Source organism: Phyllobacterium lublinensis (assembly GCF_020164435.1).
GTDB classification, from domain to species: Bacteria; Pseudomonadota; Alphaproteobacteria; order Rhizobiales; family Rhizobiaceae; genus Phyllobacterium; species Phyllobacterium lublinensis.
On sequence record NZ_JAIUDQ010000011.1, the window covers coordinates 26,593 to 48,711 of the forward strand.

The window sequence follows — 22,119 nt, forward strand, 5'->3', positions numbered from 1 at the left end:
AGAAAGACGGAAACATGGCCAAGACATTAGGCGTCGGCATTATCGGTGCCGGCAATATATCAACGACCTACCTGAGGCTTTCACCGCTATTCAAGGGTATTGAGGTACGCGCTGTCGCGGACATCAACAAGGCCGCCGCGACCGCCCGCGCCTCAGAATATGGCATCGAGGCGCGCAGCATCGATGCTCTGCTTTCGAGCGACGATATCGACCTTGTCGTGAACCTTACTGTGCCGGACGCGCATTTCGACGTGTCGAAGCAGATCCTTTCGGCGGGCAAGCACCTCTATTCGGAAAAGCCGCTGACGCTTTCGCTGAAGGATGGGCTGGAACTGCAAAAGCTTGCGGCAAAAAAAAACCTGAAGGCGGGATGCGCACCGGATACGTTCCTCGGTGGCGCCCATCAGCTTGCACGTAAGCTCGTCGATGACGGGCAAGTCGGCACCATCACATCGGGCACGGCCCATGTCATGAATCACGGCATGGAGCACTGGCACCCCAATCCGGACTTCTTCTTCCGTCCAGGCGGCGGTCCGATCCTTGATCTCGGGCCCTACTATATTGCCAACCTGATCAATCTGATCGGTCCGGTACGTCGGGTGGCAGCGCTCACGTCAATGGCAAGCCCGACCCGGACCATATCGAGCGAGCCGCGGCGCGGTGAGACGATCAAGGTGACGACACCGACGACAATCCAGGCCCTGCTCGAGTTTGAGAGCGGAGCTTCCGTCACCCTGTCGGCCAGCTGGGATGTCTGGGCACACCACCATCCCAACATGGAACTTTACGGCACCGATGGCTCGATTTTCCTGCCTGATCCCAACTTCTTTGGTGGCGAAGTGACGCTGGCGAAACCGGGCAAGAAGGCAAAGCTGGTCAAGGCCTGGGCACATCCCTTCGGAACACCGAACCAGAAACATCCCGCTGGCATGATGGCCAATTATCGGACCGCTGGTCTGGCCGACATGGCCGTCGCGATCCTGCAGGGACGCGATATACGCTGTTCGCTGGAACGCGCATTGCATGGGGTCGATGTGATGGTCTCGATTCTCAGGTCCGGCGAGGAAAGGAAGTTCATCGACATCAAGACCAGTTGCTCCAGGCCCGAAGCGCTTGGGATCAACGAAGCACGATCGTTGTTGAAAAAGACGTAAGTCTGCACCTCGAAGCGATTGCGGTCATGATCGGGCGGTCCTATGGTCACCGCCCGATCATGATTATGGGAATGCCTCGTGACTGCCAGTACTTCCAATACCGCCCGTATCGCCCGTCTCATCGCTGCCGAGATCAACGCAAGGCCCGAACAGGCCAATGCGGCAATTGAACTTTTGGACGGCGGGGCAACGGTCCCCTTTATTGCCCGCTATCGCAAGGAAGTTACCGGCGGGCTGGACGACACGCAGCTGCGTACGCTCGACGAACGCCTCATCTATTTGCGCGAACTCGACGCGCGACGCGACACCATCATCGAATCGATCCGCAATCAGGGAAAGCTTACGGACGAACTGGAGAGCAAGATTGCCGGTGCAGCGACCAAAGCGGATCTTGAAGACATCTACCTGCCCTATAAACCCAAGCGGCGGACAAAGGCGGAAATTGCACGGGAGCGTGGGCTTGGCCCACTTGCGGAAGCAATCCTGTCGGATCGGCGGACCATACCCGCGGAATTGGCGCTGAACTTCCTTTCGGATGATGTCACAGATGCAAAAGCCGCGCTTGAGGGTGCGCGCGATATTCTCGTCGAGACATTTTCGGAGAATGCCGATCTGGTTGGCCGCTTGCGCAATTACATGATGGATCGCGCGATCCTGCGCGCCAAGGTCGTTGAGGGCAAGGAAGAGGCCGGAGCAAAATTTTCGGACTATTTCAGCCATTTCGAACGCTGGGCAATTGTACCCAGCCACCGGGCGCTTGCCATGTTCCGTGGCCGCAATGAAGAAGTGCTTTCGCTGGAAATCGAAGTCGATGCAGATGACGTCGCTGCGATCAAGCCGGTCGAACGAATGATCGCCGACACATACTCGATCCCGGCGAATGGTGGCGCAGCCGATGCATGGCTGCTCGACGTCGTGCGGTGGACATGGCGTGTCCGGCTTTCACTCAATCTATCGATCGATCTGATGACAACGCTAAGGGAACGCGCTGAAGAGGAAGCGATTCATGTCTTTGCGCGCAATCTCAAGGATTTGCTGCTGGCAGCCCCGGCGGGATCACGTGCTACCATGGGTCTCGATCCGGGTATACGGACCGGAGTCAAGGTTGCCGTTGTCGACGGAACCGGCAAGCTGCTTGACACTGCTACCGTGTATCCCTTCCCTCCCCGTAATGATGTCCGTGGAACGCAGGCCGAGCTTGCACGGCTGGTTGCCCGGCACAAGGTCGAGCTTATCGCCATTGGCAATGGCACCGGCAGCCGCGAGACTGAACGTCTCGTAGCAGACATGTTGTCGGATATGCCTTCGCCCAAACCGCTGAAAGTCATTGTCAGCGAGGCCGGCGCTTCGGTGTATTCTGCATCGGCTGCTGCAGCTGCCGAGTTTCCCGGCCTTGACGTGTCCCTGCGCGGGGCGGTTTCCATTGGCCGGCGGCTCCAGGATCCGCTTGCGGAACTCGTCAAGATCGAACCGAAATCCATTGGTGTCGGTCAGTATCAGCACGATGTCGACCAGTATCGCCTTGCACGGTCGCTCGAAGGCGTGGTCGAAGATGCGGTGAATGCCGTTGGGGTCGATCTCAACACCGCATCGGCTTCGCTGCTTGCCCGCATCTCGGGCCTTGGTAATTCGCTCGCCGAAGCGATCATCGCGTATCGTGACGAGGTCGGTCCGTTCAAGACACGCCGCGATCTCCTGAAGGTCGCTCGGCTTGGTCCACGTGCCTTTGAACAATGTGCGGGTTTCCTGCGCATTCCCAACGGCACAGAACCACTTGATGCCTCGGCAGTGCACCCAGAGGCTTATGGTGTTGCCAAGAAGATCGTCAGTGCCTGCGGTCGCGACGTTCGTGCGCTCATGACCGACGGCAGTGCGTTGAAGGCGCTCGATCCCCGCGTTTTCGTCGATGAGCGCTTCGGCCTGCCAACTGTGCGCGACATCATCGCCGAACTGGAGAAACCCGGACGCGACCCTCGCCCGGAATTCAAGACGGCGTCCTTCGCAGATGGGATCGACGACATCAAGGATCTGAAGCCTGGAATGCTGCTGGAGGGCACCGTAACCAACGTCGCCGCCTTCGGAGCGTTTGTCGACATTGGCGTGCATCAGGATGGTCTCGTACACCTTTCGCAACTGGCGGATCGCTTCGTCAAGGATGCGCACGAAGTGGTCAAAGCCGGCGATGTCGTCAAGGTACGGGTTGTCGATGTGGATGTGAAGCGCAAGCGCATCGGGTTGAGCATGCGCAAGGATGGGGGAGGTTCCTCTGCGCCGGCGGCTCATGGAGCCGACAGTCCCAGACAGCGGCAGCCAGGCCCATCGTCTGCGCCGAAGTCCACTGCCGCTCCACAAGGTGCATTTGGCGCCGCATTGGCAGATGCGCTGCGCAAGAAGTGATTTCCCTGACTTAGAACGCTGCATGGGAGAAGGACATTGGATATCCATAGAATAGGAAAGACACCCCTGGCCGTCACAAGGATCGGGTTTGGCGGTGCCGCCATTGGCGGGCTGTACAGGGAATGTACCCATGAGGCGGCAGCGGAAACACTGCAGACAGCCTGGGACGCCGGACTACGTTATTTCGATACCGCGCCATTTTATGGCTTTGGCCTGTCCGAACGAAGGACGGGTGACTTTCTGCGCAGCAAGCCACGCGAAACCTATGTGTTGTCGACAAAGGTCGGCCGTTTGCTGCGGCCGGTGCCAGAGGACCAAGTCCCTGACTACTCCTATGTCAATCCGTTGCCCTTCACCGTCGACTACGATTACAGCTATGATGGCATCATGCGATCATTCGAGTTCAGTCATGCCCGGCTGGGCCTGAACCGGATCGACATTCTGTATGTGCATGATATTGGCGCTTATACGCATGGCGCAGAGAAGAACGCCGTTCATCTCGCCCAGTTGCTCGATAGCGGCATGCGCGCCCTGGAGGAGTTGAAATCATCCGGCGCCATTTCGGCTTATGGGCTAGGTGTCAATGAGGTGGAGGTCTGCCTCGACGTCATCGCCCGGTGCCCGATCGACTGCATTCTCCTTGCGGGTCGCTATTCACTCTTGGATCGTTCCGCTGAGCGCGGCCTCCTGGACGTGTGCCGCAAGCAGCAGATCTCGCTGGTGATTGGTGGCGTGTTCAATTCGGGAATTCTGGCCACCGGCCCTGTTGCGGGCGCGAATTTCGATTATGGGCCAGCCTCGGAGGATGTTCTCGCCCGTGTACGCGCGATGCAGCAGGTTGCCGAAGCCAATGATGTCCCGCTTGCTGCCGCAGCCATGCAGTTTCCCATGCGGGAAGCGGTGGTGGCCAACGTTCTCATAGGCACAGCCAAGCCGTCGAGCCTTACCCGCAACATGGAATTGTTGAACGTGAAGGTACCGGACGCAGTCTATGCCGCCGTGGAACCATTCACTATTCAATGAGCAAGCCGGCGTGACCGCATCGGCGGCCACGCCTGACCACTTCAAGCCGCGAGCCGGCGGCTGTTAACCAGGTCGACAAGCTTCTGGGCGCGAGCAAGGCTGTCTGCCTGCTCCGTTGCAAACCTTTCTCCGGTAATTTCCATGATCAGCATCGTGTCGGGCAGGAAAGTGAGTTCCGCGAAAATCTCCTCCCACGGAATATCGCCCCAGCCGATTGGAAGGTGCAGGTCACCAATGCCGAGCGCTGTCGCCTCGGCCGGATGATAGAACTTCGTCATGCTGTAGGGGCGGCCGAAACTGTCATGCACATGCAAATGACCGGTCACCGGCGCCATGGCACGAACTTGCTCACGCCAATCAAGACCAAGGCGCGTGCACTCGATATAGGCATGGCTGAAATCGATCAGGCCGCAAAGATTCGGGCTGTTGACAGCCTGGACAGTCTCTCCGATTTTTGCGGGAGTCTGGCGATATTCCGCATCGCTGAGCGCAAAGATGTTTTCAAGCGCGATGCGTACCCCATACCCCCTGGCAACTTCGGCCATCTCCGCCAGCGTGTCACGTTCCATCTGATCAAGTTCGCCAATACGCGTCAGCGACGGCATTTTCGCCTGGCCACAGTGGTGCACGAGAACCCCTGCCTCGGCACGATTGCACAGTTCAAGCATGGCGCGAACGACCGATTTCTGAAGTTCCAGATGCTCGCGATCCATGAAGTTGGAAACGATCTGCCCGTGCACGCTATATCTGAGGTCGAACTGGCGGGTGATCCCGACCAGTCGTTCTGCGCGACCGGAAATTATACGGCCGCCCGCGATCAGCTCTTCGCCGTAAAGAGAGAGTTCGGCCGCAGTTGCTCCAAGATCGCTAATAGTGCGCAACGACTGTTCAAGCGTGCTGAAATTGCCTTCGCCGGTATAGGTACAGAAACCGACGCTGGAGATAGTGGGAACTGCATTCATGATCAATCCTTTCAGGCTACGCCGCCACTGTGGTTTTCATTGTACGCTTTAACGAGGGCACGTCATCAAGGCGCAGGCCCGTCTCCAGCGAGAAGAGATGAATATGCTGGGCAGGAAGTTGCAAGCCGACCGTTGATCCCGCTTCCCAGAGTTGCCCCTCATCCATGGCGACCGCAAAGTCCTGGCCATCAATCTCCACATGAACGATGCGCCCGGCACCAAGTTCTTCGACAAAATCGACCACCGCGGGAATACTGTTTGCGGTCCCCGCAGTAATCAAGCGGCAGTGTTCCGGACGGATACCAATGGCAACCGCATTGCCGGCATTGGCAGAGCCTAACGCAGCATCAATTGCAACACGAATACCGTCAAGCAGCACGAAATTTCCGTCTGCCGCCACTGTACTTTCAAAGAAGTTCATGGCTGGCGAACCTATGAACGAGCCGACGAAGCGGGTTCGTGGCCGGTGATAGATCTCCAGAGGCGTACCAACCTGCTCGACATGTCCCTTGTTCATGACAATCAGCCTGTCCGCCAGCGTCATCGCCTCAACCTGGTCATGAGTCACGAAGACCGAGGTGGCCGACAGGCGCTTGTGCAGGCGCCGGATTTCGACGCGCATCTGTACACGCAACTTGGCATCAAGGTTGGATAGCGGCTCGTCAAACAGGAATACCTTGGGCTCGCGAATGATGGCACGGCCCATGGCGACGCGTTGGCGCTGACCACCGGACAATTGCGCCGGCTTGCGATCGAGAAAGTCCTCGAGCCCAACAATACGCGCCGTCTCAGCAATGCGGCGCTGGCGCTCCGCACGCGGAACACCTGCAACCTTCAGCGCATATCCGATATTCGCTGCAACGTTCATATGCGGATAGAGAGCATAGTTCTGGAAAACCATGGAACAACCGCGATCCCGTGGCTCAAGATCATTGACGACCCGGCCGTCAATCGAAATCTCACCGGCGGAAATTTCTTCAAGACCGGCAATCATTCGCAAAAGTGTCGACTTGCCGCAGCCGGATGGCCCGAGGATGACGACGAATTCACCAGATTTGAAGTCGAGATCGACGCCGTGCAGGATTTGTGTGCGGCCGTACGATTTGCGGACGTCCCTGATATTGATTTCGGCCATGGTTTGTTTCCCTTACTTCTCGGTCGATACAAGACCGCGTACGAACCAGCGCTGCAGGACAGCGACGACGGTCAACGGTGGCAACATGATTATGAGTGCACCTGCCATGGAGATATTCCATTCGGGCAAGCTGTTAACGGAGGGGATGAGCGAGCGCATGGCGACCATTGCGGTCTGGTAGTCAGCTTCGGTGGTCATCAGTTTTGGCCACAGATACTGGTTCCACGCATAGACGAACATGATCGTTGCCAATGCCAGCATATTGGTGCGTGACAACGGCAGCAGGATATCGATGAAGAAACGCAAAGGGCGCGCGCCGTCCATCTTTGCTGCCTCTGCCAGCTCATCCGGGAGCGTCATGTAGAACTGCCTGTATAGGAACGTACCGGTTGCCGTCGCAATCAAGGGAAGGACAAGGCCCGAGTATGAATTCAGCAGGTTCCACTGGAGTGACAATTCAACCCCCGTCAGGGTCTGGATGAGCCAGCGTACGGGTTCGAAAACATCGGCAGCAATATTGTAGGTCGGGATTACGCGTACCTCGAGCGGCAGCATCAAGGTGAGAAACACCATCCAGAAGAAGAAGTGGCGAAGCGGACTGCGGAAATAGACGATGGCAAAGGCGCTGAGCGCCGCTACAATGATCTTGCCCGTCATGACCAGCAACGACGTCACGAGGCTATTGAACAAGGCCGGACCCAGATTTGCCCGGTGCCACGCCTCTTGCACATTATGCAGAAAATCCGTCCCCGGCATGAAATTGAACGGAACGGTGTTGACCTCTGCCAACGACTGCGTCGACGCTGCGAATATCATCCAGAAAGGTCCGAGGATGAGCAGCAGACCGAGGAACATGATGAAATAGGTCACGGCGTTGAGAATGGGCGTGCGTTCGATCATCACCGGTTCCTATTTGTAGTGCACGCGCCGCTCGACATAGCGGAACTGGATGAAGGTAAAGAGCATGATGAGGGCGATCAGGACGAGACTTTGCGCGGCAGCACCGGAATAGTTCAAACCACGGAAGGCCTCGCTGACGATGCGGTAAACCATGACGTCAGTTGATTTGTTCGGGCCGCCCTCGGTCGTCAGGTCAACGATGCCATAGGTGTCCGGGCCGACGAAGCTCTCGGTCAAATTGAGAACCAGCAGGAAGAACAGAGTTGGCGCGAGCAACGGGATCTGCAGATCGAAAGCCCTGCGTACGGGGCCAGATCCATCCATTGCCGACGCTTCGATGAGGCTGCGCGGTATCGACTGGAGACCGGCAGTCATGAAGATGAAATTGTAGCCGATCCATTTCCAGGCAAAGCAGACAATGACCAGGATCATGGCGTGGCTTCCGAATTTCGCCGGATTCCAAAGGTCCGGCGACCAGGTGTTGACTACCGCGATCAGCCCGCTCTCAGGCGCAAAGATAAAGCGAAAGGCAAGGCCAACAGCCGGAGCGGCGATGGCATAGGGCCAGATGTAGAAGAAGCGGAACAGGCCTGATCCCTTCAACTGGCGATCGACGCAAATCGCAAGCACGAAGGCGATGAACATCGAGAGCGCGGTGGCGCTGAAGGCGAAGAACAGGCTGAGCGAAACCGATCGCCAATATTCGGTGTCGGCAAAGACGTCCCTGAAATTGTCCCAACCGACAAACAGCCGCTCGCCCACGCCACCGAATGCCGGCTCCAGCGAAAAGGCCCAAGTCAAAACTGACGTTGCCGGCCAGTAGAAGAAGAAGAAAATCAGCAGCAGTTGCGGCAGCGCGAACGCCATCGGCAACCACCAGCTTTTGAAAACAGCACGCTTGTTCATGAGATCGACCGGCCCAGCATTTCTATCGTAGACGAGAAAATACGATGGCCCGGACACATCAGAAGCTCCGGGCCATTGTAACGGCAGGACTAATTCAATGCACGGCCGGCATAGGTCTTTTCGAAGCGGCGAAGGATCGCGTTGCCGCGTTCGACAGCCTGATCAAGGCCGGCCTGCACGGTCAGCTTGCCGAAGAATATGCCTTCCATCGCATCGGAGATTTCCTTGCGTATCTGCGGGAAACCGCCAAGGCGAATGCCGCGCGTATTGGCCGAAGTCGGCGTGAATGTAAGACTTTCAATGGCCTTGTCGCGCCCCTTGTACGCGGGCTTATCATAGAAGCCGTTGGCCTTCATGGCGTCAAAGCCACTCTTTGTGACCGGAATGTAGCCTGTTACAGTCGACCACCACTCAACCATATCCGGCTGGGCAATGAAGTTGAGGAAGGCGGCGGCCCCTTTATATTCTGCCTCAGGGCGATTGTTCAGGACCCACAGCGACGCGCCGCCGACCAGTGAGTTCTGGCGTTCGGTGCCTTTCCATATCGGAAGCATGGTGACATCCCACTTGGTGCCGGGCTTGATGGTCTTGCCGATCGTACCGTGGTCAGCAACCGACGACTGGATCATCTGGCAGGTCTCGGATGTGAATGCCGGCACAACATCCATGCCGAGCTGCTTCGTCTTTACGACGAACAGGCCCTCATCGGTCATCTTTTTGAAGAAGGTCAGATGATCGACGAGTTTGGTCTTGTTGATCACGAGTTCTGTATCGAGACCGTCATAGCCATTGTTCTTGGTCGCGATAGGCTGATTGTGGATTGCGGAGAACTGTTCCACCGTGGCCCATGTGTCGAAGCTGAAGCCGAGCGGGCAGGAATAGCCGGCTGCCTTCAATTTACGCGCAGCAGCCTCCACGTCTTCCCATGTTTGCGGTGCTGCTTCGATTCCTGCTTTGGTGAACGCATCGACATTGTAATAGAACATGGCCGTCGATGAATTGAACGGAAATGAGTAAAGCTCACCCTTGGATGTCGCATAATAATTGGCGATTCCGCCGAAATAATTGGTCCAATCGATCTTGTAGCCGTTATCTTCCATGAGCTTCTTCGCCGGAACGAAAGCGCCAGACAACATCAGGTCAAGCGTGCCGCCATCAAATACCTGCACGACGGCCGGGTGCTTCTTGGCGCGGTATGCCGCGATCGCATTTTGCACGGTCTCTGGGTAGCCGTTCTGACTCGTGCAGGCGATTTCGTAGTCGGCCTGGGAGTCGTTGAATTTCTTGCAAGCGTCCTGCACGCGCTCGCCAAGGTCACCACTCAACCCATACCAGAACTCGAATTTCAACTTTTCCGCCAGAGCAGGTGTCATGCCGAGACCTACGCTTACGGCAGCGGCAGCCAAGCAAAATTTGATGGCACGTATTTTCATCTGAAGTCCCCGATCCAATGAGTGACAATGATTTTCAGAACGGTTCCGGGAAACCCCGTCCGCCTCGATCGGGACCATGTCTAGGACTGCTATGTGAAATTTTGATCGATCTGATGCGAAACTATTGTGACAATGCACAGCTGCTTAAAATGCCTGGTGAGCCGGCTCTGACGGACCTGAGGCATTTCAGACCGGTGCTTGAAACGGGACGGATTCCCGGTAACAAGGGCAATTGATGCCTGGACCTGTGCTTCGCTGCGGGCACCGCCAAACCAGCAAAGGAGACTTTCATGCCTTTCGAGCTCTACTATTGGGACGAGATTCAGGGTCGCGGCGAGTTCGTGCGACTAGCCCTCGAAGAGGCGGCTGCAGACTATGTGGACGTGGCGCGCCAGCCCAGCGGCATGGCTGCAATGATGAAGTTTCTCAAGGGCGCAACCGAAGCGTCCGCGCCGTTCGCGCCACCATTCCTGAAAGACGGCGACTTGATCGTGTCGCATGTCGCCAACATCCTTCTTTACCTCGGGCCCAAACTGGGCCTTGCGCCAAGCCAGGAGTCATTGCGGTTTGTCGCCAATGGCCTCCAGCTGACAATCACCGATTTTGTTGCCGAAGTTCATGACACCCACCACCCGCTCTCGACCAACCTCTACTACGAAGATCAGAAGGATGCAGCGAAGCAACGCTCGACTGATTTCATCGAGCACCGTATCCCCAAGTTCATGGGCTACTTTGAGCGCACGGTCGAGCGTAACGGCAATGGCGGTGATCATGCCGTTGGAAGCCAGCTAAGCTACGTGGACCTGTCGCTTTTCCAGGTCATCGAAGGGCTCCGTTACGCCTTTCCGCGCGCGACGAAAGGCTTTGGCGAGCGTTATCCGGCGCTGATGGCCTTACATGATGCTGTTGGGAAACGCCCTAACATCAAAGCCTACCTCACCTCCGAGCGCCGGCTCGCCTTCAACGAATCCGGTATCTTCCGCCACTATCCTGAACTCGACCAGGACGTATGATGCAAGCGACCTTGCCTGGGTTACACAGGCATCGATATCCCTGTCGAACGTAAGAAAGAGCCGCATGCCCGATCCAGAAATCATTCACCTTTTTTCCTACGGGACGCTGCAGCTCGATGCAGTACAGATCGCTTCCTTCGGACGGCTGCTTCATGGCATCGATGACAGCATGCCGGGCTTTCGAAAAGAAATGGTCGAGATCACTGACCCGGAAGTGCTTAAAACCAGCGGGGAGCGCTACCATCCCATCGTTATTCCATCCGATAATCCCGATGACGAAGTGGCAGGCAAGGTGTTTGAGATCAGCCGCAAGGAGTTGACCGCGGCGGACGCCTATGAAGTGTCCGATTACAAACGAATACAGGTAGTGCTCAGATCGGGTATCGTTGCGTGGGTCTACGTGAAGGCTTGAGAGGATAGCTGTTCCGCGGCTTTGATGGCATCTCCATGCCTGTCGCCAGCGACGGTGAAATACTCTTCCAGCGCCTGATCTGTTTTGGCCCTGGTCTCGGCCAGGGTATCGGGGCTGGACCCTGTACCCTGAACGGAAAAGAAAGTCAGATCATGCAACCCGATGAGGCCAAGGATCGCTTTGAGATATGGCGTCAGGAAATCGGGCTGGCGCGCGCGTTCTCCGGAAAATCGGCCCCCGGATGCAATCGCGATGAAGACTGGACGATCGCGCAGCGTGCCTACTTTGCCTGCCGGGGTGATATTGAAGGTCCTGCGGGCACGAACGACGTGATCTATCCACGCCTTGAGCACCGATGGTACGGTCAGGTTATGCATTGGTGTTGAAATGACGACAACATCCGCACATTCGAGTTCCTGGACCAATGTCTCGGACTGGGCCATTGAACCCTCCCGGGATACATCCTCGGACGATGCTTGCGATATCGCGTAGTTTTCATCGACATGCCCCAAGGAACCGCCGCCAATCGCCCGGCTTATGACAACCGCCTTTGGTTCCTTGCGCACAAGATGACCTATGATCTTTTGTGCAAGCTGGTAACTTTCGGAGGCTCGCCCGCGTGGGCTGCAACTGACATGCAGGATTTTCATGACCGATCCATTTCCTACGGCTGACCTTCTTGAAGTGCCTTATCCTACGAACCCGATGCCCCCCATCAAAGGTCCATGAATGGAAACAACGGCTGGTCCATGATGGAGTTAAATCGCGCGTGTTTGTCGGCATCCTACGGTCATTGGGAATACGGAAATATTTCACTTTTATGCACTTGACCCGGGCAGCCATCGCGTGACGTATTCACTCATCGAAAACATTGGCTGGGCCATGACATCGTGAAGACCAGCGACATCTCCCCTTTGGATCCAACGGCGGCCACCCCATTTTACCGACAGGTATACGACCGGTTTCGGGCTGCCATCGCAAGCGGATTACTGAAGCCGGGTGACCGGATTCCCTCTTCACGCGCGTTGACAAAGGAATTGGGGCTGGCGAGAGGCACGATCGAAACGGCCTATTCCCTGCTGGCCGCCGAAGGGTACATTGAAGCCCGCGGGCAGGCAGGTACCATCGTGACACCGGGTCTCAAGCCGCGGACATTGATCGACAGCCCATTACCCAGATCCAGTGTTGTTTCGACCAGCTTGCGACCAGATTCGATATTGCCTTTCCAGATGGGCCTGCCCGCTCTGGACGCGTTTCCCCGGAAAATTTGGGCGCGTTTGGGCGCGCGGTGTGTTCGGGCCATGCAACCGTCAGACATGGTTCACCCCTCTGTGCACGGATTGCCGGGACTGCGCAGCGAGATAGCATCGTATCTCCAGGTTTCGCGCGGGATCAGCTGCTCTCCATCCCAGGTATTCATAACCTCCGGATATAGGAATACGATTGCGCTGGTTGCCCACGTCCTATTGAGGGTCGGGGATCGCGTTTGGCTTGAAGACCCGGGATATCCCCCCACACGCGAAATACTGGGGCAGATGAACATTGCTTCCGTTGCGGTGCCTGTGGATCGGGATGGCATAGTCATTTCCGCCGCCATCAAGGCCGCACCACGAGCGCGTGCCGCTGTCACCACACCCGCTCACCAAAGTCCCTTGGGTGTTTCGCTAGCCTTGCCCCGCCGCCTCGAACTGTTGGACTGGGCCGTGCGGAATGGCGCATGGGTGATCGAGGACGATTACGATGGGGAATACAGATATGTGAGCCGTCCTCTGCCGGCTCTAAAGAGTTTGGATCGCGACGGCCGCGTGCTTTATGCCGGAACATTCAGCAAGGTGCTATTTCCCGGCATTCGACTTGCATACCTGGTCGTGCCGCTTGAGCTCGTCGAGCGATTCGAGCAAATCAGCGACGTTTTGGCCGGTGGCAGCCCTCAGATTACCCAAGCCATCGTAACCGCGTTCATCCGTGAAGGGCATTTCGCACGGCATATCCAACGCATGCGCAAGCTTTATGCCGGGCGTCGCGAGGCGGCGGCAGCAGGGCTGGAAAGCGTGCTCGGGAAGCACATGCGAATTGATGATCAGCCGGGGGGAATGCATCTGATCCTGCGGCTGTTGGGCCAACAGTCGGACCGTCGGCTTTCTGCCCGGATGCGCGAGGCGGGCCTCTATGCCGAAGCGTTATCGAATTGGACAACGGATGCCAGTTCAGGTTCGGCCTTGCTTCTCAATTTTACGAATATCGACTCTCAGCGCACCGCCGAAACCCTTGCGCGCCGAATATTGCCGCTGATCGATGGACGTTCATCGTAGCGGATGAACGCCAGCCATTCTCAGGAACGGAACCATGGCCCAGTCCGGAATGCCAGATATGGACCTTCTGATATAGTCCGAGATACAGCACCATGGAGCCCTCCAAACAACAAGTGAGAGCTCGTCATGAATAACCGTATCGATTATGCCAAAGCATCACCGGAAGGTTTCAAAGCCTTTGGTGGAGTTTACGTCACTGTTCATAACAGTGGTCTTCCCAAGGAACTTATCAATCTCGTGTATCTGCGCGTTTCACAATTGAATGGCTGCGCCTATTGCATAGACATGCACTCCCGCGACCTTGTCAAACTCGGCGTGGAGCTGGAAAAGCTCGTACTTGTCCCCGTGTGGCGCGATGCGGGTGGGGTCTTCAATCCTCGCGAACGCAGCGCCTTTGCCTGGGCGGAAACCGTAACTCGCGTCGCCGAAACAGGTATTCCCGATGCTGACTACGAGGCTGCCGCCGCCGAATTCAGCGAGAAGGAACTCGCAGATCTCACCTATGCGATTGGCTTGATGAATGCCTTCAACCGGTTCGGGATTGCCTTCCGCTCGACACCAGCTGCTGCCGCAAAGCTCGAAGCGCCAGCAAGGGCTCGGGCTTCCGCATAACGCTTCCTGAGCAAGAAACGCTTAACAACTTTCGCCAGCTGGAACGCTGGCGAACAACGAATGGATATGAACATGGCATGGGTACTCCTCAGCATCGCGGGAATTCTCGAGATAGCTTTCGCAATGTGTATGAAGTGGTCGGAAGGTTTCACGCGCTTGATACCGGCAATGGTTACGGTCGCAACCGGATTGTCGAGCGTCGTGCTTCTTTCACTCTCGTTGAAAACATTGCCAGTCGGAACTGGCTACGCGGTCTGGACTGGGATCGGCGCGGCTGGCACGGCCATTCTCGGCATGGCTGTATTCGGCGACTCCGCAGCGCCAATGAGGATATTCTGTATTGCGCTCATTCTAGGTGGAGTTGTCGGGCTAAGGCTCGTGTCGGGTAATTGAAGCGGTAGCCGACACAACCCGGGCCGGCCATGGAGTCATCAGTTTGGAGGTCGTTCCAGCAATGTCAGGCAGTCGATGTTGGAGCCATCGAATTTCCAGTCGACTATCTGTTGCTTGAGCACGCGCAGCCCCTCTTTTGCGGCGTAATGTTCGAACAGTTCCTTCGACATGAAGTTGCGCCAGCCGGGGCTCGCCTTGTGGCTCCCCGTCGGATTGTCGACCAGATTGGAATGATGCAGGAATGCGCGTCCTGTCCCTGGGCGCAGAACGCGCCGGAACTCCCTGAGATATTCCCGTACCACGTCACTGTCGAAATGGACCATTGCATCGAAGCAATAGGCGAAGGTCAATTCTCCGGCGTCGAAAAAATCAAGGGAATAGCCATTGGTTAGATGATAATGGACCGCCGGATTGTCACCGAACCGCGCCTGGCAAAAATCGATGTTCTCCTGGTTGATATCGACGATGTGCAGTTCTTCGACGAGCGGGAGGAGTTTCACCGAATTGCGCCCGTGCCCCGCCGCGAGGTCCATCGTTATCGAAAAATCCGTATGTTTCCTGTGGGGTCCGATGAAGGGCCAGATGATGCCGCTCCAGTGCTTGTCCATCCCTGTCTCGGCGTCGTCGTAGTAGGCAGCATGGCGCCAGTCCCGCCCGACATACTGGGCCGCGCTATCGAGGGAAGAAGGCTTTACGTTTACAGCAGTTTCCTCTGGCATTTGTCTTACCTCCAGGGTCTCTGTTTGCGTTTTGACCATGGCGTCCTGTGTCATGCCTGCACCAGGTCGTCACTAACCGAGAATTGAACTTGCGCTTGAAATCCGGCTAAGTCGCGTCAAGATGAGAAAAATGGAGCCGGGGATCGTGGATGCTGTGCTTCTCACGCAGCTTTGAACGTCCAGCCCCGCTCCGCGGAGCATGGACGTGAGCAGCGGGCCAAATGACGGGTCAGCCCCAAAGGGCAAACTCCAGCCTCGCCACTGGCTGTCACGGCTGGCTTTGGTGACCACCATCATTCTCGTGATAACCGGGCTGGCTTATGCAAAACTATCCGGCAACATAACGCATGTCGAGATTGCGCGGGAGGATTTGGGCGATGTCCGTCCCCCCAAGCCCTCGTCCCCGGTGCTGAACATTCTGGTGATAGGTTCCGACCAGCGCGCCGGCAATGATACCGTGCATGGCGATTTTTCCGGACAGCGTGCCGATACGATCATGCTCGTCCACCTCTCGCACACACGCAATGACGTCACCATCGTCAGCTTCCCGCGGGACTCGCTGGTCCAGCTTCCGGCTTGCCGCTCACGGGAGGGCCTGCCAGGCCAAAAGAAACGTCTCGGCATGATCAACGCCTCGTTCAACCTAGGCGGGATCGCCTGCATCTGGAAGACCGTGGAAAATCTCACCGGCATCCACATCGATCACGTCATCAAGTTTGACTTCGCCGGCTTCAAGGAAATGGTCGATGCGTTGGGTGGGGTGAACCTTTGCTTCCCTGAAGCCGTTCGCGACACCTATGGCGACCTCGACCTGCCGGCTGGTCTACAGACACTGCAGGGAGACCAGGCCCTGGCATATGTCAGGGCTCGGCACGGACTTGGCGATGGGTCGGATATCGGGCGCATCCAGCGCCAGCAGCAATTCTTCGCCGCCATGGTGAAGAAGGCAGTAAGCGCCGAAACCCTGTTCAACCCGGTCCGCCTCCTCCGCTTCTTGAATGCAGCGACCAAATCCGTCACCGCAGATCCCGGCCTCACCCCCGGCGTGCTCGTAGGGCTGGCAGTCGCCGCTCGAGGGCTGTCGTCCGACAGCATCCATTTTGTGACAACGCCATGGCGCTACTCTGCCATTTATCCTGGCCGTGTGGAGTGGGTGAAGGGCCCTGCCAGAAAGCTGTTCCGGCTCATCGCGGTGGACCAGCCCCTCATCCCTTCAAAGGCAAAGGGTGTCCAACCCGCCGCGGCTGCCCTACCATGCTCCGTCGGGTTTCCCAAGGCGCCTGCATTGGTGACAACCACTGAGCATTGACATGGCTGTCACCTTTTGCTGCGGAACCTGGGCGCACTGCTAGCCTCTGTAGCGGTCAATCCATCTGGACGTTGGCATCCTTCACGACAGGCGTCCACTTGGCGATTTCCGCCTTCACATGCGCCGACAATTCCTCCGGTGTAGAACCGACGATCGTGGCACTGAACTCTTTCATACGTTCGACTACAGCGGGATCCTGCATGGCCTTGTTCGCCGCTTCATTCAGTTTTGCGATCACTTCGGGTGGTGTTCCCGCCGGCGCAAACAGGGCGTTCCAGGTATAGGTCTCATATCCGGGAATCGTTTCTGCAATCGTCGGCAAGTCAGGGAAGGATTGTGCCTTGTCCTTGGTGGTCACACCGAGCGCGCGCAATGTTCCCGCCTTGATATGCGACGATGAGGAAGGCAGGTTGTCGAACATGATCGGCACCTGATTTCCGATCACGTCATTCAGAGCGGGTCCCGCTCCCTTGTATGGGATGTGCTGCATGGATACGCCCGCCATCTTCTTGAACAACTCACCGGACAGATGAAGCGGCGTGCCATTGCCTGAAGAGGCATAGCTGTACTTGTCTGGATTTGCCTTCAGGAGATCGACGAGTTCCTGGACGGTTTTCACTGGCAGTTCGGGGTTGACGACAAGCACGTTGGGAACAACGACCAGCAGCGATATTGGGGCAAAGTCCTTTTCGGCATCATATGGCTTGGTCTTCAGGATGAGCGGGTTCAGCGCATGGGTCGCTACCGTGCCCATGAGGATCGTATAGCCATCCGGCTCGGCCCTTGTAACATTGGCCGCACCAAGGCTGCCTCCTCCGCCGCCGACGTTTTGTACGATCACCTGCTGGCCGAGCAGTTCCGACATTTTTCCTGCGATCACGCGTGCGACAACGTCCGTCGAGCCGCCGGCCGCAAAGGGCACAACCATCGTCACGACGCGGTCCGGGAAAGTTTGCGATAGTGCCGTCCCACTAAAAGCCACTGCCGACAGAATTGAAATTCCAATGGCAAGACTCGCACGCCGGGTGATCCCAAATAAAGACATTCGCTTTCCTCCTGATGTCGACTCTGGTCGCTGACTTGATTGATTGTTGGATTGTTCGCACAAGGCCAATCAACAGTCTCCCCGACTGGAAAGCAAGACCTTTACCAGCCAGCACGCCGCCGAACGGAGGCACACTTCCCTAACTGCGACATCTAGTCGAAGTCCACGACCTGATTGTTTAGAGGCAGTTCCGCCATGTGTTCGCCCGTAAGCTTCGGGTCGATTTTTGCCGGTTGGCCCTCCTGGATCGCATCATCGGAACCGGGAGCGAGTACGCCCTGGCTCGAAAACCGAGTGAATACAAATGGCAGCCCATCGGCGTCCAAGGGTGAGGGACCATCCATGATATGGAAATGCAGGTGCGGTGCGGTCGAGTTGCCAGTATTGCCCAGCAGTCCCAGAACCTGACCGGTCTTGACCTGATCGCCCAGCTTCACTTTCAGGCTACCGCGCTGCATGTGCGCGTAGAAAGCGAATGCGCCGCCGCCAATGTCGACGACCACCATGTTTCCACCAATATTCTCGGTCGTGATGCCCTTCGCATCTGCACCGGGTATCTGCTCATCGGTTTCATCGTAGAGATTGACGACGACACCATCGGCTGCCGCATAAATTGGCGTTCCGTAGTAGGCGTAGCTTGATAGCTTTGAAATTTCGCCAGTAAAGAGATTGCCGGATTCGTCGATTTTCACCCAATCGATGGCAAAGCGCTCCGGTACACGCAGTTGACCGTTGATGGCCATGACGGCCCCGCGATGGGAGGTTATGCTGTCGCAGCAGCCATTTACCGCAACCCAGCCATTCCCTTTAAGGGGCGGTTCAACCACAATTGCTGGACGGCCGATGGGCGTCGCAGCCCCCGTAAATGTAAACGTTGGCGGGACAGGGCTGTCAGGTGGCATTGGCGCCGGCTTTCCATCAGTGCCTGAGGCCTGCCGTGTTGCCGCTATCCGTGCCAGTACCGAGGCAGGCAGCTCATCGCCTTTGCCGAAACTTACATCCATCAGCACCACGGACGTTCCGCCGGGCGGAAGAATATTGCCGGTCCCGCCGTAAGGAATTGTCATTGCCGCAAGCGCGTCACCGTCGATTGACCACAGACCCCGCCCTCCTCCGTCGACGGCCTCGACTTTGTCTAGCGTCACGAAGAGCTTGCTCGGGTTGACCACCAGAAGTTCGTAGGCAAGATGCACGCGGTTGTCCGCGCCGAGTACCGGCCCAGGCGCGATAAGCGGCCGCACTGCGATGGAACTGAAGATTTCATCGGACTTGAGCGATTGCCCCAAAGCCGTGAGGGGTGAAAGGAGCGCAACCGAAGCCGCAACAACAGGCAATATGCGCATGCACTCGTCCCCCTTGAGTTCCAGCCACACTGCGGTTCCTCTGGTGAACCAGGGCTGCATCAACCAGTTGATATGCGAATACGTCAAGGCAACTTATACGTTTAAGACAATCCCATCCTCGCGTTAAAATTGCAAGATTGCTCATGTCGCCAGACGTTCATTGATGAACGTGTTGGCAGAGGCGATTGCCCTTCGACCCGACTCCAGACGTGCAGCCCATAGATGCCACGCGTGGATCATGTGCGGCCAGATCTCCAGATTCGTCGCCACATCGGCCGCACCAAGCCGGCGAGCGATCCGAACAGCGTCGTCGAGTAGCGTCTCGGCCGAACCGACCTGAATGAGGGCAGGCGGCATCCCGGCAAGATCGGCATGGAGCGGCGAAACGAGGGGCTCCCGGGCGTTGGTGTTCCCGAGATAGGCACTTGCAAGCTCTTCGAGATAGTCGCGGTGGATCAACGGGTCGACGGCAGCCTTCTCGTCCATGCTCGCTCCGGTCATCTCCAGGTCAACCCATGGCGAGACCAGCCAGATGCATCCGGGCAACGGTTTACCGGCGTCGCGCAACCGTATCATGGTCGCCAGCGTCAATCCCCCGCCGGCACTATCGCCACCGACCGCGATGGACGCTGAGGACACACCCTGAGCGAGCAGGAACTCATACGCCGCAAGCGCATCATCCAGCGCAGCCGGGAACGGGTTTTCGGGCGCGAGCCGGTACCCTAGCGCAAGTGTGCGGACGCGTGCCGCACGACCCGTCTCGGCGACCATCCTGCGATGACTCTGGATCGAGCCCGAGCAGTAACCACCCCCATGGAAAAACAGCAGGGTCTTGGTGGCGTCGCTTCCCGGCGCGAGGGACCATTCCGCCTTGCACATGCCGATCATTTGAGGCTCGAACTCGATATCTGGCGCTATCGGATCTGCGGACGCAACGAGATCAAGGCGCTGGCGACGCTCTGCAAGGCTTGCGGGCCGTGGACGTGATTGCAGCAGGGCCCTGACCGCGTCGACCTCGTTATCAATCATTGTCGTAACCCTCCTCGCGGGCCGTCCCGGACACATGGAAACATAACATAGACAAGGCCGTTTGAATGGCCAGTCGATGTTGGACGAAAATGCCCTTGAGTTCCAGCGACCCAAGCTTCGTCTTGTCAGCCTGCTTACTTTTGCTGGACATGGCTCGTCGACAGGTTCCATTATTCACCCAGTCAATATGCGGAGGAAAGACGATGAACTGTCGCCCTATGAAAGCTGGTGGTTTGGCATTGGCACTGAGCATTGGCTTGGTGCAGGCTCCTGCCGTGTTTGCAGCCTCGCCAAATCCGGTAAAGGCCGAACACGGGATGGTCGTTACGGCGCAGCATTTGGCGTCGCAGGTCGGTGTCGACGTATTGCAGAAGGGCGGAAATGCGGTGGATGCGGCTGTGGCCGTCGGCTATGCGCTGGCCGTAGTTTACCCCACTGCGGGCAATATTGGCGGCGGTGGCTTCATGACCATCCGCCTCAAGGATGGCAAGACAACCTTCCTGGATTTCCGCGAGCGTGCGCCTCTTGGCTCGACCAAGACCATGTATCTCGACGAGAAAGGTAATATGGTCAAGGGTTTGAGCACAGATGGTTATCTTGCGGTCGGTGTCCCCGGCTCGGTCCTCGGCTTCGAAACGGCCAGAACGAAGTATGGCACCAAATCGCGGGAAGAATTGATGGGCCCGGCGATCCGGTTTGCCCGCGATGGTTTTGTACTCGACCAGGGCGATATCACATCCCTTCAGGGCGGCGCCAAGAAACTTTCCAAGGACCGCGCGGCAGCGGAAATCTTTCTGAAGCCAGAAGGCAAGACCTACGCAATAGGTGAGACACTGGTTCAGTCCGATCTCGCAGCGACGCTCTCCAGAATATCCGAGCAGGGGCCAGACGCCTTCTATAAAGGAGCAACCTCAGATGCGATCGTGAAGGCCAGCCAGGCGGGAGGCGGCATTCTCGCCAAGGCCGATTTCGAGCAATATACGGTGCGAGAACTGGAGCCGGTGCAGTGCAGCTACCGTGGCTATGATATCGTCTCATCGCCTCCTCCAAGCTCCGGCGGCGTCATCATCTGTGAAATCCTGAACGTCCTCGAAGGTTATCCGCTCGGCTATCTGGGTTATGGATCGGCCGAAACCGTGCATGCGATGGTTGAGGCCATGCGCCATGCCTATGTCGATCGCAACGCCTCGCTCGGCGATCCTGATTTTGTCGAAAACCCCGTCAAAAAACTGCTCGACAAGAAGTACGCCACAGAAATCCGCGAGAAGATCAATCCATTCAAGGCTGGCGTGTCTCAGGATCTGATGCCGAAAGGCTTTGGCGAAAGCACGGAAACAACCCACTATTCCATCGTGGACGACGAAGGCAACGCAGTCGCAGTTACCTATACGCTGAACGGGTCCTTCGGAGCAGGGGTTGTGGCCCCGGGGACCGGCATCCTGCTCAACAATGAGATGGACGATTTTACCGCCAAGCCCGGCGTTGCAAACCTGTACGGACTGGTTCAGGGAGAGGCAAATGCCATCCAGCCGAAGAAGACACCGCTTTCATCCATGAGCCCAACGATCATCTCAAAGGACGGCAAGCCATTCATGGTCATTGGCAGTCCGGGTGGAGCGCGCATTATCACGATCACGCTGGAAGCGATCATCAATGTCATCGACCACGGCATGAATATCCAGGAAGCCATCGACGCGCCGCGCATTCACCACCAATGGCTGCCTGACAAGGTCTACATGGAGCCCTATGCACTCTCCGCGGATACGCGCAAGATCCTCACGGAGATGGGCCACGACGTCGAGATCGATAAAAACTGGACAATCTGGGGACAGGCAGCCGGTATCCTGGTCGGCGGCGAAAGCCTGGCTGAAATCGAAGAGGGCGGCGGCGCGCGTTACAACGGTGCGATGGACAGCCGCTCGGGGTCGGGACAGGCGCTCGGATACTGATTGGAAGGCACTGTGGTTCGACTCGCTCATGGTGAGCCCTGTCGAACCACGCACGATGGCCATGCAGCAGGAA

20 protein-coding genes are annotated in these 22,119 nt (G+C 57.3%); 10 read left to right on the forward strand and 10 right to left on the reverse strand.

The window, feature by feature from the left end; genetic code table 11:
* Nucleotides 1-14 precede the first annotated feature (14 nt).
* The 3 genes from K9U38_RS14320 (at nucleotide 15) to K9U38_RS14330 (ending at nucleotide 4,574) form a co-directional block, all read left to right on the forward strand.
* Nucleotides 15-1,154, forward strand: coding sequence for a Gfo/Idh/MocA family protein (locus K9U38_RS14320; RefSeq protein WP_224495019.1), 1,140 nt, complete (start codon nucleotides 15-17; stop codon nucleotides 1,152-1,154).
* 78 nt (nucleotides 1,155-1,232) lie between these two features.
* Nucleotides 1,233-3,551: a helix-hairpin-helix domain-containing protein gene (locus tag K9U38_RS14325; RefSeq protein ID WP_224495020.1), complete on the forward strand. Its 2,319-nt coding sequence runs from the start codon at nucleotides 1,233-1,235 to the stop codon at nucleotides 3,549-3,551.
* Between the two features lie 36 nt (nucleotides 3,552-3,587).
* On the forward strand, nucleotides 3,588-4,574 hold the full coding sequence (locus tag K9U38_RS14330) for an aldo/keto reductase (protein WP_224495021.1): 987 nt from the start codon (nucleotides 3,588-3,590) through the stop codon (nucleotides 4,572-4,574).
* A 41-nt stretch (nucleotides 4,575-4,615) separates the two neighbouring features.
* On the opposite strand, the gene K9U38_RS14335 is transcribed toward K9U38_RS14330, so the two are convergent.
* The 5 genes from K9U38_RS14335 to K9U38_RS14355 form a co-directional block, all read right to left on the reverse strand.
* Entirely contained in the window at nucleotides 4,616-5,536 is a 921-nt protein-coding gene (locus K9U38_RS14335; protein WP_224495022.1) for a sugar phosphate isomerase/epimerase family protein, read from the reverse strand.
* Between the two features lie 16 nt (nucleotides 5,537-5,552).
* The gene (locus tag K9U38_RS14340; protein ID WP_224495023.1) at nucleotides 5,553-6,671 is read right to left on the reverse strand and encodes a sn-glycerol-3-phosphate import ATP-binding protein UgpC; all 1,119 of its coding nucleotides are present in this window, start codon (nucleotides 6,669-6,671) and stop codon (nucleotides 5,553-5,555) included.
* 12 nt (nucleotides 6,672-6,683) lie between these two features.
* On the reverse strand, nucleotides 6,684-7,571 hold the full coding sequence (locus tag K9U38_RS14345; protein ID WP_224495024.1) for an ABC transporter permease subunit: 888 nt from the start codon (nucleotides 7,569-7,571) through the stop codon (nucleotides 6,684-6,686).
* Nucleotides 7,572-7,580: 9 nt separating this feature from the next.
* Entirely contained in the window at nucleotides 7,581-8,477 is an 897-nt protein-coding gene (locus tag K9U38_RS14350) for a carbohydrate ABC transporter permease (protein WP_224495129.1), read from the reverse strand.
* Between the two features lie 89 nt (nucleotides 8,478-8,566).
* Entirely contained in the window at nucleotides 8,567-9,910 is a 1,344-nt protein-coding gene (locus tag K9U38_RS14355; RefSeq protein ID WP_224495025.1) for an extracellular solute-binding protein, read from the reverse strand.
* Between the two features lie 290 nt (nucleotides 9,911-10,200).
* On the opposite strand from K9U38_RS14355, the gene K9U38_RS14360 reads away from it, so the two are divergent.
* Nucleotides 10,201-10,923 carry a glutathione S-transferase gene (locus tag K9U38_RS14360; RefSeq protein WP_224495026.1) on the forward strand — a complete coding sequence of 241 codons (723 nt, stop codon included), beginning with the start codon at nucleotides 10,201-10,203 and terminating at the stop codon, nucleotides 10,921-10,923.
* 64 nt (nucleotides 10,924-10,987) lie between these two features.
* Complete coding sequence (locus K9U38_RS14365; RefSeq protein WP_224495027.1) at nucleotides 10,988-11,335, forward strand: gamma-glutamylcyclotransferase family protein; 348 nt, start codon at nucleotides 10,988-10,990, stop codon at nucleotides 11,333-11,335.
* Here the strand turns inward: K9U38_RS14365 and K9U38_RS14370 are convergent.
* Nucleotides 11,320-11,985: an FMN-dependent NADH-azoreductase gene (locus K9U38_RS14370; RefSeq protein WP_224495028.1), complete on the reverse strand. Its 666-nt coding sequence runs from the start codon at nucleotides 11,983-11,985 to the stop codon at nucleotides 11,320-11,322. The two genes, K9U38_RS14365 and K9U38_RS14370, sit on opposite strands and share 16 nt — an antisense overlap.
* Before the next feature lie 240 nt (nucleotides 11,986-12,225).
* Here K9U38_RS14370 and pdxR point away from each other — a divergent pair, with 240 nt between their 5' ends.
* The 3 genes from pdxR to K9U38_RS14385 all read left to right on the forward strand — a co-directional run bounded on the left by pdxR (nucleotide 12,226) and on the right by K9U38_RS14385 (nucleotide 14,652).
* The gene (gene pdxR, locus K9U38_RS14375; RefSeq protein ID WP_224495029.1) at nucleotides 12,226-13,647 is read left to right on the forward strand and encodes a MocR-like pyridoxine biosynthesis transcription factor PdxR; all 1,422 of its coding nucleotides are present in this window, start codon (nucleotides 12,226-12,228) and stop codon (nucleotides 13,645-13,647) included.
* 126 nt (nucleotides 13,648-13,773) lie between these two features.
* On the forward strand, nucleotides 13,774-14,259 hold the full coding sequence (locus K9U38_RS14380) for a carboxymuconolactone decarboxylase family protein (protein WP_224495030.1): 486 nt from the start codon (nucleotides 13,774-13,776) through the stop codon (nucleotides 14,257-14,259).
* 72 nt (nucleotides 14,260-14,331) lie between these two features.
* Complete coding sequence (locus K9U38_RS14385; protein WP_224495031.1) at nucleotides 14,332-14,652, forward strand: DMT family transporter; 321 nt, start codon at nucleotides 14,332-14,334, stop codon at nucleotides 14,650-14,652.
* 38 nt (nucleotides 14,653-14,690) lie between these two features.
* On the opposite strand, the gene K9U38_RS14390 is transcribed toward K9U38_RS14385, so the two are convergent.
* Nucleotides 14,691-15,371: a class I SAM-dependent methyltransferase gene (locus K9U38_RS14390; RefSeq protein WP_224495032.1), complete on the reverse strand. Its 681-nt coding sequence runs from the start codon at nucleotides 15,369-15,371 to the stop codon at nucleotides 14,691-14,693.
* A gap of 205 nt (nucleotides 15,372-15,576) precedes the next feature.
* On the opposite strand from K9U38_RS14390, the gene K9U38_RS14395 reads away from it, so the two are divergent.
* Nucleotides 15,577-16,680 carry an LCP family protein gene (locus K9U38_RS14395; protein ID WP_224495033.1) on the forward strand — a complete coding sequence of 368 codons (1,104 nt, stop codon included), beginning with the start codon at nucleotides 15,577-15,579 and terminating at the stop codon, nucleotides 16,678-16,680.
* Nucleotides 16,681-16,735: 55 nt separating this feature from the next.
* Here K9U38_RS14395 and K9U38_RS14400 read toward each other — a convergent pair whose 3' ends face one another.
* The 3 genes from K9U38_RS14400 to K9U38_RS14410 form a co-directional block, all read right to left on the reverse strand.
* On the reverse strand, nucleotides 16,736-17,725 hold the full coding sequence (locus K9U38_RS14400) for a Bug family tripartite tricarboxylate transporter substrate binding protein (protein WP_224495034.1): 990 nt from the start codon (nucleotides 17,723-17,725) through the stop codon (nucleotides 16,736-16,738).
* Between the two features lie 152 nt (nucleotides 17,726-17,877).
* Nucleotides 17,878-19,068: a M23 family metallopeptidase gene (locus tag K9U38_RS22085; RefSeq protein ID WP_304622562.1), complete on the reverse strand. Its 1,191-nt coding sequence runs from the start codon at nucleotides 19,066-19,068 to the stop codon at nucleotides 17,878-17,880.
* A gap of 141 nt (nucleotides 19,069-19,209) precedes the next feature.
* On the reverse strand, nucleotides 19,210-20,097 hold the full coding sequence (locus K9U38_RS14410; protein WP_224495035.1) for an alpha/beta hydrolase: 888 nt from the start codon (nucleotides 20,095-20,097) through the stop codon (nucleotides 19,210-19,212).
* Between the two features lie 218 nt (nucleotides 20,098-20,315).
* Between K9U38_RS14410 and ggt the strand changes: the two genes are divergently transcribed.
* Nucleotides 20,316-22,046 carry a gamma-glutamyltransferase gene (gene ggt, locus K9U38_RS14415; RefSeq protein WP_224495131.1) on the forward strand — a complete coding sequence of 577 codons (1,731 nt, stop codon included), beginning with the start codon at nucleotides 20,316-20,318 and terminating at the stop codon, nucleotides 22,044-22,046.
* Nucleotides 22,047-22,119: the final 73 nt, after the last annotated feature.